Origin of the sequence: Stenotrophomonas sp. ISL-67 (assembly GCF_018612915.1) — a bacterium.
Classification (GTDB): Bacteria; Pseudomonadota; Gammaproteobacteria; order Xanthomonadales; family Xanthomonadaceae; genus Stenotrophomonas.
Genome location: NZ_JAGGRL010000001.1, coordinates 534,563 through 551,100 on the forward strand (window position 1 = coordinate 534,563; position 16,538 = coordinate 551,100).

Genomic DNA, 16,538 nt, shown 5'->3' on the forward strand with positions numbered 1-16,538 from the left:
AACCGCCCCGATCCGGTATCGCTGCTGTCGCCAACGGTCGCTAAAATGGGCCGTCCCTCCTGTCCTGACGCCGCTCCCGGAGCCGCTACCCATGTCATTCGAAGCCAAGCCGGAAGGCGAGGTCGTCCCGGCCCTGGAGCCGGGCTATCTGTCCATCCGCGCGCTGCGCAAGGAGTTCGACGGCTTCGTCGCGCTCGACGACGTCAGCCTGGACGTGCACAAGGGTGAAATCTTCGCCCTGCTGGGCGGCTCGGGCAGCGGCAAGTCGACCCTGCTGCGCTGCCTGGGCGGCTTCGAGACCCCTACCACCGGCACGATCGACCTGGACGGCCAGCGCATCAACGCGCTGCCGCCGTACCAGCGGCCGATCAACATGATGTTCCAGTCCTACGCCCTGTTCCCGCACATGACCGTGGAGCAGAACATCGCCTTCGGCCTGAAGCAGGACGGCCTTGCCCGCGATGCCATCCGCCGCCGGGTCGGCGAGATGCTGGAACTGGTGCAGCTGGAAAAGCTGGCCAGGCGCAAGCCGCATCAGCTGTCCGGCGGTCAGCAGCAGCGCGTGGCGCTGGCACGGTCGCTGGCCAAGGGGCCCAAGCTGCTTCTGCTGGACGAGCCGATGGGTGCGCTGGACAAGAAGCTGCGCTCGCAGATGCAACTGGAGCTGGTCAACATCATCGAAACCTCCGGCGTGACCTGCGTGATGGTCACCCATGACCAGGAAGAGGCGATGACCATGGCCACCCGCATCGCGGTCATGGATGCCGGCTGGATCCAGCAGGTGGGCAAGCCCGACGAGATCTACGAACAGCCTGCCAACCGCTTCGTGGCCGGCTTCATCGGCTCGGTGAACCTGTTCGACGGGGTGATCGACGAAGATCTGCCGGAGTACGTCACGGTGCGTACGCCGCTGTTTCCGGCCCCCATCTACGTGGCCCACGGCATCACCGGTTACGAAGGCCAGCCGGTGGCGTTCGCGCTGCGTCCGGAGAAGGTGATGATCGGCAAGGACGAGCCGGACGGCGACACCAACAAGGCGCAGGGCGTGATCGAGGAGATCGCCTACTTCGGCAGCCATTCGGTGTACCACGTGCGCCTGCCGGGCGGGGCCAAGGTGCTGTCCAACTTCGCCAACTCGCAGCGCTGGGCCAGCGATGGCCTGACCTGGGGCGACAGCGTCTGGGTGCACTGGCGCGACAACGACGGCGTGGTGCTCACCGCATGAACGCCACCGGCTGGAAGCGCTGGCTCCCCGGCACGCGCAGCGGCGTGATCGCCGCGCCGTACCTGTGGCTGCTGCTGTTCTTCGCGGTGCCGTTCGTGATCATCCTGATGATCTCGTTCTCGCGCACCCAGGTGGGCTCGCCGCCGTATACGTGGCTGCTGGAGTACGTGGACGGCGCGTTCTCGCTCAAGCTCAACCTGGGCAACTATGCGGCGATGGTCAAGGACAGCCAGTACGTGCTGGCCTACCTGAGCTCGATCAGGATCGCAGTGATCGCCACGCTGTTCACGCTGCTGATCGGTTACCCGATGGCGTACGTGATCTCGAGGATGTCCCCGGCCGCACGCAACGTGGCGATGATGCTGGTGGTGCTGCCCTCGTGGACCTCGTTCCTGATCCGGGTGTATGCGTGGATCGGCATCCTGGACCGCAACGGGCTGCTCAACCAGCTGCTGCTGAAGATCGGGTTGATCGATGCGCCGCTGCAGATCCTGTACACCCCGACCGCCGCCTATATCGGCATCGTGTACTGCTACCTGCCGTTCATGGTGTTGCCGCTGTATGCCAACCTGGTCAAGCTGGACAACCGCCTGCTGGAAGCAGCCTACGACCTCGGTGCCAAACCGTGGCAGGCGTTCCTGCGCATCACGCTGCCGCTGTCGCGCACCGGCATCATCGCCGGCTGCATGCTGGTGATGATTCCGGCGGTGGGCGAATTCGTGATCCCGGAGATGCTGGGCGGTCCGGACACGCTGATGATCGGCCGGGTACTGTGGGGCGAGTTCTTCAACAACCGCGACTGGCCGACCGCCTCGGCGGTGGCGATCGTGATGCTGGCCCTGCTGCTGGTGCCGATCCTGCTGTTCAACCGCGTGCAGCAGCGTGAGCTGGAAGGGAAGCTGGCATGAGCATGGTGCGCCGCAGCCGCGGGCTGGGCTGGTCGGTCCTGGGGCTGGGCTTTGCCTTCCTGTACCTGCCGATCCTGCTGCTGATGATCTACTCGTTCAACGCGTCCAAGCTGGCCACGGTGTGGTCGGGCTTTTCCACGCGCTGGTACGGTGAGCTGTTCAACAACCGGCAGATCCTGGATGCGCTGTGGATCAGCCTGAAAGTGGCGTTCTGGACCGCCAGCGCGGCCACCGTGCTGGGCACCATGGCGGCGATGGTGATGACCCGCTTCAAGCGCTTCCCGGGCAAGACCGTGTTCGGCGCACTGATCACCGCGCCGCTGGTGATGCCCGAAGTGATCCTGGGCTTTTCGCTGATGACGCTGCTGGTGGCGATGGGCGGCATTCCGGGCTTCCCCAGCCGTGGGGTGGGCAGCATCTGGATCGCGCACGTTACCTTCACCCTGTCCTTCGTGACGGTGATCGTCTCTTCGCGGCTGCAGGAACTGGACCGTTCGCTGGAAGAGGCGGCGATGGACCTCGGCGCGAGCCGGCTCAAGGTGTTCTTCCAGATCACCCTGCCGATCATCGCCCCGGCGCTGGTGGCCGGCTGGCTGCTGGCCTTCACCCTGTCGCTGGATGACGTGGTGATCGCCAGCTTCGTGGCCGGGCCGAATTCCACGACCCTGCCGATGAAGGTGTTCGCCTCGGTGCGCATGGGCATCAAGCCGGAGATCAACGCGTTGGCCACGTTGATGGTGCTGGCGGTGTCGATCGCGGCGGTGATCGGGTGGTTCATCACCGCGCGTGGCGAGAAGCGCAGGCAGCGGGACATGCAGATGGCCTTGCAGGAGAAGGGGTAACTGATGGGCGGCTTCGGTGGGGCTGGACCTCGGTGAGATATCGGTTGTCGGGTATGGTCGGTTTCTGATGGTTGTGCCGCGCTGCGCGCGGGGTCCGGCCAACGTTATGCCCGCCGTCCTGGCGGGCACCCTTCGGGCCGTCGCTGCGCGACGTTGAGAACGGCTCCTGCCGTTCTCTTCGGGGCTACGAATTTCTACGTGCTGTCGGCGGGATCGGGATACGTCACCACCAGGCGACGCAACATCCGGCTCACGGGGGCGGGCGCACAATGGTGTCCTGTCTTTCGGAGCACCGCGATGACCGTCGAAATCGTCAATCCCGCCACCGGCCTGGTCACCTACCGCCACGAACTGCTGAAGGCGGCCGAGGTGGAGCAGCGGCTGGGCGCTGCAGCCGACGCATTCCCGCCGTGGGCCGGGCGATCATTGCAGGATCGCGGCACGATTCTGCGTGGCATCGCCGGCCAGCTGCGCGCCCGCAGGGGCGACATCCAGCAGGCGATGACCACCGAGATGGGCAAGCTCAAGGGCGAGGCGCTGGCGGAAGTGGAAAAGTGCGCACAGGCCTGCGAGTACTACGCCGACCACGCCGCCGATTACCTGAAGCCGCAGCTGATCGATACCGAAGCACAGCGCAGCTATGTGCGCTACGAACCGATAGGCTGCGTGTTGGCGGTGATGCCTTGGAATTTCCCGATCTGGCAGGTGTTCCGCTTCCTGGCACCGGCGTTCATGGCCGGCAACGTGGCCCTTCTCAAGCACGCCAGCAACGTACCGCAGTGCGCCGACCTGATCCTGGCGGTGTGCCGTGACGGGGGGCTGCCGGAAGGCGTGTTCGATGTGCTGCACATCGACAACGACCAGGCCGCCGAGGTGCTGCGCGACCGGCGGGTCAAGGCGGTTACCCTGACCGGCAGCGAGCGGGCAGGGCGCTCGATCGCGGCCAACGCCGGTGACCAGCTCAAGAAGTGCGTGATGGAGCTGGGCGGCAGCGATGCGTTCGTGGTGCTCGACGATGCCGACCTGGACAAGACAGTCGCCGCAGCGGTGAAGTCGCGTTTCGACAACAGCGGGCAGACCTGCATCGCGGCCAAGCGCTTCATCGTGGTCGATGCGATTGCCGATGCGTTCGTGGAAAAGTTCGTGGCCGCTGCCTCGGCACGGGTTTACGGCGATCCGCAGAACGAGACGACCACGCTGGCGCCGATGGCACGTGCCGACCTGCGCGAGGAGCTGCACAAACAGGTGCAGGCCAGCGTGGGCAAGGGAGCCAAGGTGCTGCTCGGCGGCGAACCGGTGGCAGGGACGCATGCCGGGTATCCCGCGACCGTCCTGGACAACGTGGTACCGGGCATGCCGGCCTATGACGAGGAACTGTTCGGGCCGGTGGCGGCGATCCTGCGTGTGCGCGATGACGCCGACGCGTTGCGCGTGGCCAATGACACCACGTTCGGGCTCGGCGGCAGCGTGTGGAGTGGCGATCCGGTACGCGGCGAGGCGATTGCCAAACGACTGGAGTGTGGCGCGGCCTTCGTCAATGCCGTCGTCAAGAGCGATGTGCGGCTGCCGTTCGGTGGCAGCAAGCGCTCGGGCTTCGGCCGTGAGCTGGCCGACCATGGCATCCATGAATTCATGAACATCAAAACCGTTTACGTGGCGTAGCCGGCACCGCCTGGGCCGGCCAACGGCCGGCGCTACCGGTGGCAGGCAATGGTAGCGCCGGCCGTTGGCCGGCCAGGAGGTCTACAACCAACGCACCCGCTTGAACAGGCGGTACAGGCCCACGCAGATCGCGCCCACGCCGACGATCATCGCGGGGTAGGCCCACGGCGTGTCCAGTTCCGGCATGTGCGCGAAGTTCATGCCATACCAGCTGGTGATCAGGGTCGGGGCGGCGAGCAGCGCCGCCCAGGCACCGAGGCGCTTGACCGTTTCGCCCTGGGCCAGCGTTACCAGCGACAGGTTCACGCTCAGGGCCGTGCCCAGCATTTCGCGCAGGGTGTCTATCACATCGCTGATGCGCACCGCATGGTCGTGCACGTCGCGCAGGTACAGCTTCACTTCTTCGGGCACCAGGTCGCCCTGGTAGCGCTTGATCTGCGACAGCATGTCCTGCAACGGCGCCACCGCCATGCGCATCTTGTTGAGCTCGCGCTTGAGCTCATACAGGCGCACCACGGTCTGGCGCTTGTAGCTGTCGGAGAAGATGTCCTTCTCCAGCAGTTCCAGCGTTTCGCGGTAGCGCTGGGTGATGGGCAGGTAGTTGTCCACCACGAAATCCAGCACGGCGTACAGGCAGTACGACGGGCCCATCCGGCGCAGCAGTTCGGGCTCGCGCTCCACCCGCGCGCGCGGCGCGGCATACGACAGCGATGCGCCATGGCGCACGGTGACCAGGAAGCGTGCGCCGAGGAATGCGTGCGTTTCACCGTATTCGATGCGTTCCTCCACCATCTGCGCGGTGGTCACCACCACGAACAGGGAGTTGCCGTAGGCCTCCACTTTCGGCCGCTGGTGGGCGTTGCTGGCATCTTCAATGGCCAGCGAGTGCAGGCAGAATTCTTCCTGCAGCTTGAGCAGTACGCTGTCGGCCGGCTCGTACAGGCCGACCCAGACAAAGCCGTTGCCGCTCTCGATCACATCGCTGATCGCGTCCAGGCTGATGTCGTGGCGCTTGCCCTGGCCATCGTAGTGAACGCAGTTGATGACGCAGGGCGGGTTCGGCGGGGTGGTGATGGCAGTGCTTTCCATGGGCGGTATCGTGCGTCAGCGGCCCGTGACAGGCAGGTCACGACGGCCCAGTACCCAGGCCAGCGCCACGTGCAGCGGCAACAGCACCACGATCCACTGCAGGTTCACCTGCGCCTGCAGGGTCAGCCAGTGCAGCACCAGGCCCAGCAGCGAGAGCACGGCCATCGTCCACAGCGTCCAGCGGAACCACGCCCCGGGCACGCGCCCGCGCAGCAGGGTGGCCGCGCCCGGGAGCAGCAGCAGGCACAGCGGTGAGAGCTGCAGCAGGTTGCGGTTGGCCCAGGCGGCGTGGTGCGCGCTGAAGCCCCAGAGGTAGGCCAGCAGGATGCCGGCGATACCGCAGAACAGCCACAGCGGCAGGGCCAGCCCGGCCAACAGGCGCCGGCGACGCTGCAGGGCCAGCACCCCGGCGGCCAGCACCAGGCCGCACAGCAGCCATGGCCACCAGCGCCGCGCGACTTCGGCCGGTTCCGGCGCGATGCGGTGCGGCAGCAGTTCCTGTTCGGCCTGCACCAGCGGGCGGCCATCGCTGTTGCGCACTTCCCGCAGGGCATCGGCCAGGCGCATCGGCACGAAGGCTTCCTGCCAGCGCGACAGCGGCTGGTCGGCGAACGGCCCCAGGCCGATATCGAAGCCGAGCCACATCCACGGTGCCGGCGAGGCGAGGCGCACCGATTCGCTGCGGTAGGTGTTGCCGCGCGACCGGCCGGACAGCTGCGAGTGCAGCCCGCCGCCCAGCGCGCCGTCGATGGCGTCGCGGACCATGGTGGCGCAGTTGGCGGTGTAGTAGTCGTAGCGGTAGCGCGCGTTTTCCGGCCTGGCGCGCTCGGCCAGCGACGCGGCCAGGGTGCGGGCCTGTTCGGGGCTGAGATCCAGCCACTGCAGGTTGGCGCCACGGCCGCTGTCGCGGTAGTAGGACAGGTCCTGGTCGAGTGGCAGCGCCACCAGGTAATACATCATCTCGCCGCGCAGGAAACGGCTCACGAAGTCGGGTTCGCCGGGGTCGAAGTAACCGAAGTTGTACGACGTGGCCTGGCCGGTGACCGGGTCCACCACCACGATCGCGTCATGCCCGAAACGCTCGAAGAAAATACTGCCGGGCTGCATGGTCACGATGCCGATGCGCGGCGGCGGCGCTTCGGCCGTCGGGGTCCCGGCAATGGCTGCCGCCGGTGCGGGCTCGGCCTGCGCCAAGGCTGCCAGCGGCGAGCCGGCAACACTGGCCAGGAGCAGGAGGAACAACAGGCGGCACAACGGCCACCGCGTCAGCAGGGGCCGCATGGCGTGGGTCAATCCTCGGTGATGGCGTCGGGCGGCAGCACGGTCACGTGGAACGCCTGCACGCGGCGGGCATCGGCGCGCGCCACCCGGAACACGAAGCGGTCCAGGGTCAGCTCGTCGCCGGTCTCGGGCAGGTGCCCGATCGCCTCGGTGACCAGGCCACCGATGGTGTCGTAGTCGTCGTCGGGGAAGGTGGCGCCGAAACGCTCGTTGAAATCCCCGATCGGGGTCAGCGCGTCGACCACGTACTGGCCATCGGCCTGGATCGCGATCTGCGCGGTGTGGTCTTCGGCCTCGTCATGCTCATCGTCGATCTCGCCGACGATCTGTTCCAGCACGTCTTCGATGGTGACCAGGCCGGCAACGCCGCCGTACTCGTCCACCACGATCGCCATGTGGTTGCGCGAGAGCCGGAACTCCTTGAGCAGCACGTTGAGCTTCTTGGATTCGGGAATCAGCACGGCCGGGCGCAGCAGCTCGCGCACGTTGGCCGGCCCGTTGTCGGCGACCACGCCGCGCAGCAGGTCCTTGGCCAGCAGCACGCCCAGGATGTCGTCCTTGTTGTCGCCATGCACGGGGAAGCGTGAATGGCCGGATTCGACCACCTGCTTCATCAGTTCAAGGAAAGGGGCTTCCACCGGCAGCGAGACCATCTGCGAGCGCGAGATCATCACGTCGCCTACGGTGAGCTCGGCGACCGAGATCGCGCCCTCCATCATGCGCAGCGTGTCGGCGGCAATCAGGCCGTCGTCGTGCGCGGTGTGCAGCACCGCCACCAGCTCGTCGCGGGTGTGGGGTTCGCCGGAAAAGGCAGAGGTCAGGCGTTCCAGCCAGCTGCGCTTCTTCTCGTTTTGCTCCGCAATGGAGCCACTACTGTCGTCTTCAGACATCGCTGCAAAAAAGGCACCCGGCGAGCCGGGCGTTGGCACCAGTCTAGCAGGATGCGGGCCGCTGTCAGCGCTCGCCCGGCGGGGTGTTCACGGACGCGGGCAGGACGCCGGCCTGGGGTGCCGGGGGGGCGGCCGGGGCCTCGTCCTCCGCCGGCAGGTCCAGGCTGTAGGTACAACCGGCCAGGGTCTTGCCCGGGTGGGTCTTGACCGTGGACAGGCTCAGGATGATCGATTCGATCATCGGCTCGCCGGTGCGGGGATCGGTCACGTCCCGGCTGACCACTTCACGGCCGGCCATGAACTTGTCCGGGTTGTCGACCCCGTCTTCCAGCGCCAGTGCCTTGGCCATCGGGCGGGGGTCGGCCACGTCCAGGATCGCCATGATGCTGGCCCCGGACACCGCCACGTACTCGGTGCGCTGGCCGAACACCGTGAGCGGCGCGGCCAGGCGGAATTCGCTCATGAACTGGTTGTTCTGCGGCAGCGGCTGCATGCCGTTGGCCACCGCTTTGAGCGGGTCGGCCACGACCGGGGCGACCGCGTCGTAGTCGGCAACGCGCTGGCGGCATTCGATCAGCGCGGGCAGGTCCAGCGGTGCAGGGGGGGCGGGCGTCGCCGGGGAGGCGGCCAGTGCCGGGATGGAAAGCAGGGCCAGCAGGCTCAGGCAAGCGGGGCGCGGAAAGGTCATGCAGGAAACGTCCGTCAGGGGGCGGCTCAGCGCTCGCCGGCGTAGGGGTCGGCGATGCCGAGGTCGGCCAGGATCTCGCGCTCCAGCTGTTCCATGGCCTCGGCTTCCTTGTCGTCCTCATGGTCCCAGCCCAGCAGGTGCAGCACGCCGTGCACGGTCAGGTGCGCGTAGTGGGCATTGAGCAGCTTGGCCTGTTCCATCGCTTCGGCAGCCACCACCGGCGCGCAGATCACCAGGTCGCCCAGCAGGGGGAACTTGACCCCTTTGGGCAGGCCCTCGGGGAGCTCGGCCGGAAAACTGAGCACGTTGGTGGCGTAGTCCTTGCCACGGTAGTGCCGGTTCAGCGACTGGCCTTCCTTGGCATCGACCACGCGGATGGCCAGGTCGGCTTCGCGGATGCGACCCTTGAGCGCAGCGGCCACCCACCTGCGGAAACTCACCGCCGACGGCAACCCGGCGCGGGGCAGGGCGTAGCTGACGGCGACATCGAGTCGAATGGGGCCTTTGGTCATGGCGGTTCCGGCAATTCTGGTCAATCAGGAAACGACAGTATCGCGCGTGTCGCGCTGCACCGCGATGGCCGCGCTCATTCGGCGCCCGGCTTGACCTGCTGCAGGTCGCGGCGGTCGTAGGCACTGACGATGCGCGCCACCAGCGGATGGCGCACCACGTCGCGGGCCTCGAAGAAGGTGAAGCTCACCCCGTCCACGTCGCGCAGCACCTCGATGGCATCGCGCAGGCCGGACTTCACGTGCTTGGGCAGGTCGGTCTGGGTGAGGTCGCCGGTGACCACGGCGGTCGAACCGAAGCCCAGCCGGGTCAGGAACATTTTCATCTGCTCGACGGTGGTGTTCTGCGCCTCGTCCAGGATCACATAGGCATCGTTGAGGGTGCGCCCGCGCATGTAAGCCAGCGGCGCGATTTCGATGACGTTCTTCTCGAGCAGCTTGAGCACCTTTTCCACGCCCAGCATTTCATACAGTGCGTCGTACAGCGGGCGCAAATAAGGATCCACCTTCTGGCTCAGGTCGCCCGGCAGGAAACCGAGCTTTTCGCCCGCTTCCACCGCCGGCCGCACCAGGATCAGGCGCTGCACCCGCGATTCGTTCAGGGCATCCACCGCGCTGGCCACGGCCAGGAAGGTCTTGCCGGTACCGGCCGGGCCAATGCCGAAATTGATGTCGTGGGTGGTGATCTGGTGCAGGTACCGCGCCTGGTTGGCGCCGCGCCCGCGCACCGTACCGCGCTTGACCTTGATGCTCACTTCCTGCGCTTCATAGCTGCGCTCCACCAGGTGCTCCACGTTGGCCTGGTTCAGGCGCAGGTGGATGGCGTGGCTGTCGAAGGGAGTATCGGCCGCCTCCAGGTACAACGCCTCGATCAGCGCCTGTGCTTCCTCGGCCACCAGCTTCGGTCCGGTGACCCGGAAAATGTGGCCGCGGTTGGCGATTTCCACGCCGAGCTTGAGTTCGATCTGGCGCAGGTGCTCGTCGAAGGGGCCGGCCAGGTTGGCCAGGCGTTCGTTGTCTTCCGGGGCCAGGGTGAAATCGCGGTGTGCCAGTGCAGTCATTGCGTCCGGCGGCTGCGGTCGCAACGACCGTGCCGCAAACCAGGGAAAGGACGAACAGAGTAGCGCGGGCGTGGGACTGTCGCCACAGCAGCAGGGTTCTCCACAGCGGCTGTGCAGCAGCGGTGCAGCAACCTGTGGATAGTCGCCGACAGCCCTACTGCCGCAACGCTGAAGTGTGCATGGTCAAAAAAGCGACATCCGCCTCGGGGTTTTCCACACCGCTTGTGGGCGGCTGCGGGAGAAAGATGTGGATAACCGGCTGCATCCCCGGCGGCGCAACGGGTTCGGTCGGGTGATCATTTCATGACCAGTGCGCTGCGCCCGGCGCCGCGTGACCGTTCCTTCACGGCGGCATGCGCAAGGTGATCACTTCCTCAGCCGTCGTGCCCATGCCGGAGTCGCGTCGATGTCCGCAGCCAGCTTCCTGTCCCTGCGTGGGGTGGTCCTGACGAGCGCGGCCCTGCTGCTATCCGGCTGCCGGTCGGAGCCGCCCGCAGCGCTCGGTACGCTGGAGTGGGACCGGATCACGGTGCCGGCGCCGGCCGCGGAAACCATCGTCGGCATCCGGGTCCGCGAGGGCCAGCAGGTGGCCACCGGTGCGGCGCTGCTGCAACTGGAGCCGGTCCGTACCGCTGCCCAGCTGCGGGCGCTGGAAGCGCAGGCCAGCCAGGCCGGGCAGGCCCTACTGGAACTGCGCGAAGGTCCGCGTCGCGAGGATATCGACCAGGCGCGGGCCAACCTGGCCGCCGCGCGGGCGCAGGCCGTGGACGCTTCTGCTTACTACACGCGCCTGCAGCCGCTGGGCCGGCAGCGGCTGGTGGCCGCCGCCGACGTGGACCGCGCCCGGGCTGCGGCCGGCAGTGCGCAGGGTGCGGTACGCGCCGCCGAGCAGGCATTGCTGGCGTTGGAACACGGCACCCGGGTGGAGCAGGTGGCGCAGGGCGAGGCCGCCCTGCAGGCGGCGCAGGCGCAGGCGGCCGCGCAGGCCGTCACCTTGCGCAAGCTCGACCTGGTGGCACCGCGGGCCGGTCGTATCGATGCGCTGCCTTACAAGCTGGGTGACCAGGCGCCGGTGGGCGCGCCGTTGGTGGTGCTGCTGGTGGGGGAGCGTCCGTACGCGCGGGTGTACCTGCCCGAGCCGTTGCGGTTGAAGGTGCGGGTGGGGCAGTCGGCCCAGGTCCACCTGCAGGGACGTGACGGGTCGTTTGCCGGGCATGTGCGCAGCATCCGCAGCGACCCGGGCTTCACTCCGTACTACGCGCTCAGCGGCGACGACGTCTCGCGGCTGAGTTGGCTGGCGGAGGTCGAACTGGACCAGACCGACGACAAGGCGGCGTTGGCCGACCTTCCCGCCGGCGTGCCGGTGCGGGTCGCGTTTTGAGCGACACGCGGCCCGCTGTTGTGGAGGCCGGGGCCGAAACGCTGGCCATCCGCGCGCGTGGCCTCACCCGACAGTTCGGGGCACTGGTCGCGGTGGATCATGTCGACCTGAGCGTGCCGCGCGCCACCGTGTACGGATTTCTGGGCCCGAATGGCTCGGGCAAGTCCACCACCATCCGCATGCTGTGCGGCCTGCTTACCCCGAGCGCGGGCGAGATCGAGGTGCTGGGCCTGCGCATTCCGGAGCAGGCTGAAGCGCTGCGCCGGCGCATCGGTTACATGACCCAGCGTTTCTCGCTGTTCGAAGACCTCACCGTGCGCGAGAACCTGGAGTTCCTGGCCGCAGTGCAGGACATCCCGCGCGCGCGGGCCGCGCAACGGATCGATGCGCTGGTCGAGCAGTACCACTTCCAGGACCGGCAGAAGCAGCTGGCCGGCACCCTGAGCGGGGGCCAGAAGCAGCGCCTGGCACTGGCCGGTGCGGTGATCCACGAGCCGGAGCTGCTGTTCCTGGACGAGCCGACCAGCGCGGTGGACCCCGAATCGCGGCGCGACTTCTGGGAAAAGCTGTTCGATCTGGCCGATGCCGGCACTACGCTGCTGGTTTCCACCCACTATATGGACGAGGCCGAGCGCTGCCACCGGCTGGCGATACTCGACCAGGGCGTGCTGGTCGCCGACGGCAGCCCGGCCGAGCTCACCGCCGCCCTCGAGGGGCGAACCCTGGCGGTGCTCGCCGCGCAGCCGCGGCAGGCGCAGCGTGCGCTGGCCAGCGTACCCGGCGTGCTCAGCGTGGCGCAGATAGGTAATACGCTGCGGGTGCTGCTGGACCGGGACGAGGATGCCGAAGCGCGCCTGCAGGACGCGCTGCGTGCGGCCGGGCAGGGCGCGGACATCGTGCGCAGCACGGCCAACCTCGAGGACGTGTTCGTGTCGGCCACCCGGGGTCGCGACGCGCCGGCACCGGCAGAGGCGGCCCGGTGAACCTGCGGCGGCTGTGGGCGATCGTGCTCAAGGAGCTGCGCCAGATGCGCCGCGACCGCATCACCCTGGCCATGATCGTGGGCATTCCGGTCATGCAGCTGGTCCTGTTCGGCTATGCGATCAACCTCAATCTGCGCCACCTCGATACCGGCATCGCCGATCAGGCCGGCACCTCGGCTTCGCGCGCGCTGCTGATGGACATGGTCGCCACCGGGGTGATCACGCCGACCCTGCAGGTGGACATGCCCGAACAGCTGATGACCGCGTTGCGACGCGGGCAGGTCAGCATCGGGGTGGTAATACCGGCCGATTTCGAGCGGCGCCGCTTCGACGGCCGCGAAGCGGTGCAGGTGCTGGTGGATGGCAGTGATACCGTGGTGCAGAGCGCAGCGGTGCAGCTGGCGCAGGTGCCGCTGGACGGCCAGCCGCTGCGCAACGACCGGCCGCTGCGCGCGGGCGCGTCCGGTGCCGGTGGTCAGATCAGCGTAGTGGCGTTCTACAACCCCGAGCGGCGCTCGGCGATCAACATCGTGCCGGGGCTGATCGGGATCATCCTGACCATGACCATGGTGATGTTCACTGCGGTGGCGATCGTGCGCGAGCGCGAACGCGGCAACATGGAACTGCTGATCGCCACGCCGCTGAGCCGCAGCGAGTTGATGGTCGGCAAGGTGCTGCCGTACGCGGCGATCGGATTGATCCAGACCACCCTGGTGCTGGTGCTTGGCATGTGGCTGTTCGAGGTGCCGATACGCGGCAGCGTGCTGGACGTCTACCTGGCAGCGGTGCTGCTGATCACCGCCAACCTGGCGCTGGGGCTGTTGATCTCGACCCGGGCGCAGTCCCAGTTCCAGGCCATGCAGATGACGATGTTCGTGTTCCTGCCGTCGATCCTGCTGTCGGGCTTCATGTTCCCGTTCGCCGGCATGCCGCGCATCGTGCAATGGTTGGCCGAGATCCTCCCGCTGACCCATTTCCTGCGCCTGGTCCGCGGCATCATGCTGCGCGGCGCGCGCTGGTGGGAGATGTGGCCGGAGGTACTGGCGCTGCTGGGCTTCATCGTGGTGATGATGACCCTGGCGATTTTGAGATTCCGCAAGCGCCTGGATTGATCCGGCACCGCCCTGCGTGGCTGCTGCTCCGGATCGTTATGCGACGATCAGACGCCCACGCAATGAATTGCTGTATGCCTCGGTGATCTCCACATCGACCAGCTGCCCGACCAACCGCGCCTGCCCCGGGAAATTCACCGAACGCATGTTCTCGGTCTTGCCGGTCAGCTCGTTCGGGTCGCGGCGCGAGGGGCCCTCCACCAGTACGGTCTGCACGGTGCCGACCATCGCATGGGAGATGGCCGCAGCCTGCTCGTTGATGCGTGCCTGCAGGCGCGACAGCCGCGCGTGCTTCTCCGCATCGCTGATCGTGTCTTCCAGGTCGGCGGCCGGGGTGCCCGGGCGGCGTGAATAGATGAAAGAGAAGCTGTGGTCGAAGCCCACGTCTTCGATCAGCTTCATGGTCTTCTCGAAATCCGCGTCGGTTTCGCCAGGGAAGCCGACGATGAAGTCCGAGCTGATCGAGATGTCCGGGCGCACTGCGCGCAGCTTGCGGATCCTGGCCTTGAATTCCAGTGCGGTGTAACCGCGCTTCATCGCCGACAGCACGCGGTCGCTGCCGGCCTGCACCGGCAGGTGCAGGAAATTGGCCAGCTGCGGCACGTCGCGGTAAGCGTCCACCAGCGAATCGCTGAACTCCAGCGGGTGCGAGGTGGTGAAGCGGATGCGGTCCACCCCGTCGACCTCGGCGATGGTGCGGATCAGCAGGCCCAGGTCGGCAAACTCGCCGTCTCCATAGGGGCCGCGGTAGGCATTCACGTTCTGGCCCAGCAGGTTGATCTCGCGAACGCCCTGCGCCGCCAGCTGCGCCACTTCCACCACCACGTCCTCGAACGGGCGGCTGACTTCGGTGCCACGGGTGTAGGGCACCACGCAGAACGAGCAGTACTTCGAGCAGCCTTCCATGATCGACACGAACGCCGAACCGCCCTCGGCCCGCGGTTCGGGCAGGCGATCGAACTTCTCGATTTCCGGGAAGCTGATGTCCACCTGCGATTTGCCCGATTCGCGCCGCTGCCGGATCAGCTCCGGCAACCGGTGCAGCGTCTGCGGGCCGAACACCAGGTCCACGTGCGGGGCGCGCTTGATGATCGCCTCGCCTTCCTGAGAGGCCACGCAGCCGCCCACGCCGATGATGACGCCGCGGCCGTTGTTCTTCAGGGCCTTCCAGTAGCCAAGCTGGCTGAACACCTTCTCCTGCGCCTTTTCGCGGATCGAGCAGGTGTTCATCAGCAGCACGTCGGCCTCGGCCGGGTCGTCGGTCAGCTCCAGGCCTTCTTCGGCGGCAAGCACGTCGGCCATCTTGGTCGAGTCGTACTCGTTCATCTGGCAACCGTGGGTCTTGATGTACAGCTTGCCGCGCACGGGGCCGGTCACCCGCGGCCGGGATCCGGGCAGGGGCAGCAGGTCGGGGCGGGGCGAGGTGTCAGGGGTGGCGGGCACGGGGGTGCCGGCCGAGGTCGGCAGGGTCGAAGCTGGCGTCCCGGTCATGGCGCTTATTCCAGTCGGGTGGGCGGGCAGGCAGCCGGGTGGGCCGCCGGGTAGCCGGTCATTGTACCCCGGGCCGGTGGGCCGGAAGCGGCGCGTCAGCCGGGTGCAAACGTCGGAAAGATCCCGGCGTCTGGCGGATGTGAGGGCTTCGGGGGCTTGGGCCGCGCTGCGCGCGGTTGCCACGCAGGGCGTGGCACTACTTGGCAACGGCGCGCGAAACGGGGACACTCCGCCCCATGAAGGGGATCTTGGGGATCGCTGCGCTGGCCTTGGCTGCGCTGACCGCTGCGCCGGCCAGTGCGGGCACCCTGTACAAGTGTGTCGGTGCCGACGGCATCCCCAGCTACGTCAGCAAGCGTGTTTCCGGTACCAGTTGCAGCGTGGTCAGCAATTATCGCCCTGACCGCAGCGCGCCGCGTCGCCATGTCCCGCCGCGACCGCCAGCACCGCTGTCGGCCGCGGCGGCCGTTGCAACGGCGGCGCCGGTCGCGGAGGGGGCTGCTTCCGGCACCGCGCTGGCGCCGACCCCGGCACCAGCCCAGGCCGCCACCGTGCTCACTGCGGCGCCTGCGCCCGCCGCACGCACCGGCAAGGCGCAGCGTGTGGTCAACGGGCAGGTCTACTCCTATATGAAGGATGGCGTGCGGCACTACACCAGCCGCCGGCCCGCACAGATGGCCAGCCTGGGCCAGGTCCGCACCATCCACTACAGTTTCATCGAGCGCTGTTACGCCTGTGGGGCCAACCCCGGGGTCAACTTCGGCTCGGTCCGTCTCAACACCACCGCGTTCCAGGCCGAGATCGCGGCGGCCGCACGCGAGTTCGGGGTGGAAGAGGCCGTGGTCCGCGCCATCATCCACGCCGAATCGGCCTACAACCCGACTGCGCTCAGTCGCGCCGGTGCGCAGGGGCTGATGCAGCTGATGCCACCCACCGCGCGCCGCTTCGGCGTTACCGATTCCTACGATGCGGCGCAGAACATCCGCGGCGGCGTGCAGTATCTGTCGTGGCTGCTCAAGCGTTTCAACGGCAACCTGACGCTCGCCGCTGCCGGCTACAACGCGGGCGAGGGCGCGGTCGATCGCCACGGCGGTGTTCCGCCTTACCGCGAGACCCAGTACTACGTGAAGCGCGTGGCCCTGCTCGCCGACCGCTATCGTGGTGCCTCGTCGTCGACGCAATGACCCCTGCATCGCGTTCGACCACATGGCGTGGGCCGGCCAACGGCCGCCGCTACCGATGTCGACCGTGCCGTGGCAGCGCCGGCCGTTGGCCGGCCCACGCGGTGTCGCCGCATGCGACCAATGTGGCCGTCACCGCCATTGTGTCGCCGAGTCAGGTTCCGCTATAGTCGATCACGATTCATTGTGGACTGGCCCCCACCGGTCTGCTGGCAGCCTCAAGCTACCTAATCAA

The 16,538-nt window shown here is 67.5% G+C and carries 15 protein-coding genes; 8 read left to right on the forward strand and 7 right to left on the reverse strand.

Annotated elements, in window-relative coordinates; translation table 11 throughout:
• The first annotated feature begins 91 nt into the window (after positions 1–91).
• From potA to J7J08_RS02570, 4 genes are all read left to right on the forward strand, one after another.
• Complete coding sequence (potA, locus tag J7J08_RS02555; RefSeq protein WP_214901206.1) at positions 92–1,225, forward strand: polyamine ABC transporter ATP-binding protein; 1,134 nt, start codon at positions 92–94, stop codon at positions 1,223–1,225.
• Complete coding sequence (locus J7J08_RS02560; RefSeq protein ID WP_214901208.1) at positions 1,222–2,133, forward strand: ABC transporter permease subunit; 912 nt, start codon at positions 1,222–1,224, stop codon at positions 2,131–2,133. The genes potA and J7J08_RS02560 overlap by 4 nt, the downstream gene beginning before the upstream one ends.
• Positions 2,134–2,135: 2 nt before the next feature.
• Positions 2,136–2,975 carry an ABC transporter permease subunit gene (locus J7J08_RS02565; protein ID WP_214901604.1) on the forward strand — a complete coding sequence of 280 codons (840 nt, stop codon included), beginning with the start codon at positions 2,136–2,138 and terminating at the stop codon, positions 2,973–2,975.
• A 297-nt stretch (positions 2,976–3,272) separates the two neighbouring features.
• A complete protein-coding gene (locus J7J08_RS02570; protein WP_214901209.1) occupies positions 3,273–4,637 on the forward strand; it encodes an NAD-dependent succinate-semialdehyde dehydrogenase in 1,365 nt (454 codons plus the stop codon).
• Between the two features lie 81 nt (positions 4,638–4,718).
• On the opposite strand, the gene J7J08_RS02575 is transcribed toward J7J08_RS02570, so the two are convergent.
• The 6 genes from J7J08_RS02575 to J7J08_RS02600 all read right to left on the reverse strand — a co-directional run bounded on the left by J7J08_RS02575 (position 4,719) and on the right by J7J08_RS02600 (position 10,155).
• On the reverse strand, positions 4,719–5,726 hold the full coding sequence (locus J7J08_RS02575; protein ID WP_214901211.1) for a magnesium and cobalt transport protein CorA: 1,008 nt from the start codon (positions 5,724–5,726) through the stop codon (positions 4,719–4,721).
• A gap of 15 nt (positions 5,727–5,741) precedes the next feature.
• On the reverse strand, positions 5,742–7,007 hold the full coding sequence (locus tag J7J08_RS02580; RefSeq protein ID WP_214901213.1) for a DUF4105 domain-containing protein: 1,266 nt from the start codon (positions 7,005–7,007) through the stop codon (positions 5,742–5,744).
• A gap of 8 nt (positions 7,008–7,015) precedes the next feature.
• Positions 7,016–7,897, reverse strand: coding sequence for a transporter associated domain-containing protein (locus J7J08_RS02585; RefSeq protein ID WP_214901215.1), 882 nt, complete (start codon positions 7,895–7,897; stop codon positions 7,016–7,018).
• A gap of 64 nt (positions 7,898–7,961) precedes the next feature.
• Positions 7,962–8,585 carry a hypothetical protein gene (locus J7J08_RS02590; protein ID WP_214901217.1) on the reverse strand — a complete coding sequence of 208 codons (624 nt, stop codon included), beginning with the start codon at positions 8,583–8,585 and terminating at the stop codon, positions 7,962–7,964.
• Between the two features lie 26 nt (positions 8,586–8,611).
• On the reverse strand, positions 8,612–9,097 hold the full coding sequence (gene ybeY / locus J7J08_RS02595; protein ID WP_214901219.1) for an rRNA maturation RNase YbeY: 486 nt from the start codon (positions 9,095–9,097) through the stop codon (positions 8,612–8,614).
• Positions 9,098–9,171: 74 nt separating this feature from the next.
• Positions 9,172–10,155 (reverse strand): PhoH family protein, encoded by a 984-nt coding sequence (locus tag J7J08_RS02600; protein WP_214901221.1) that lies wholly within the window; start codon positions 10,153–10,155, stop codon positions 9,172–9,174.
• 406 nt (positions 10,156–10,561) lie between these two features.
• Here J7J08_RS02600 and J7J08_RS02605 point away from each other — a divergent pair, with 406 nt between their 5' ends.
• From J7J08_RS02605 to J7J08_RS02615, 3 genes are read left to right on the forward strand one after another with little or no spacing between them, the layout of a single operon-like run.
• Positions 10,562–11,536, forward strand: a complete 975-nt coding sequence (locus tag J7J08_RS02605; protein WP_214901223.1) for an HlyD family efflux transporter periplasmic adaptor subunit — start codon at positions 10,562–10,564, stop codon at positions 11,534–11,536.
• Positions 11,537–11,583: 47 nt separating this feature from the next.
• Entirely contained in the window at positions 11,584–12,519 is a 936-nt protein-coding gene (locus J7J08_RS02610; protein WP_214901606.1) for an ABC transporter ATP-binding protein, read from the forward strand.
• Positions 12,516–13,631, forward strand: a complete 1,116-nt coding sequence (locus J7J08_RS02615; protein ID WP_214901225.1) for an ABC transporter permease — start codon at positions 12,516–12,518, stop codon at positions 13,629–13,631. Before J7J08_RS02610 ends, J7J08_RS02615 begins: the two co-directional genes overlap by 4 nt.
• 36 nt (positions 13,632–13,667) lie before the next feature.
• On the opposite strand, the gene miaB is transcribed toward J7J08_RS02615, so the two are convergent.
• Positions 13,668–15,122, reverse strand: coding sequence for a tRNA (N6-isopentenyl adenosine(37)-C2)-methylthiotransferase MiaB (miaB, locus tag J7J08_RS02620; protein ID WP_214901227.1), 1,455 nt, complete (start codon positions 15,120–15,122; stop codon positions 13,668–13,670).
• 236 nt (positions 15,123–15,358) lie between these two features.
• Here miaB and J7J08_RS02625 point away from each other — a divergent pair, with 236 nt between their 5' ends.
• Positions 15,359–16,306 carry a lytic transglycosylase domain-containing protein gene (locus J7J08_RS02625; RefSeq protein WP_214901229.1) on the forward strand — a complete coding sequence of 316 codons (948 nt, stop codon included), beginning with the start codon at positions 15,359–15,361 and terminating at the stop codon, positions 16,304–16,306.
• Positions 16,307–16,538: the final 232 nt, after the last annotated feature.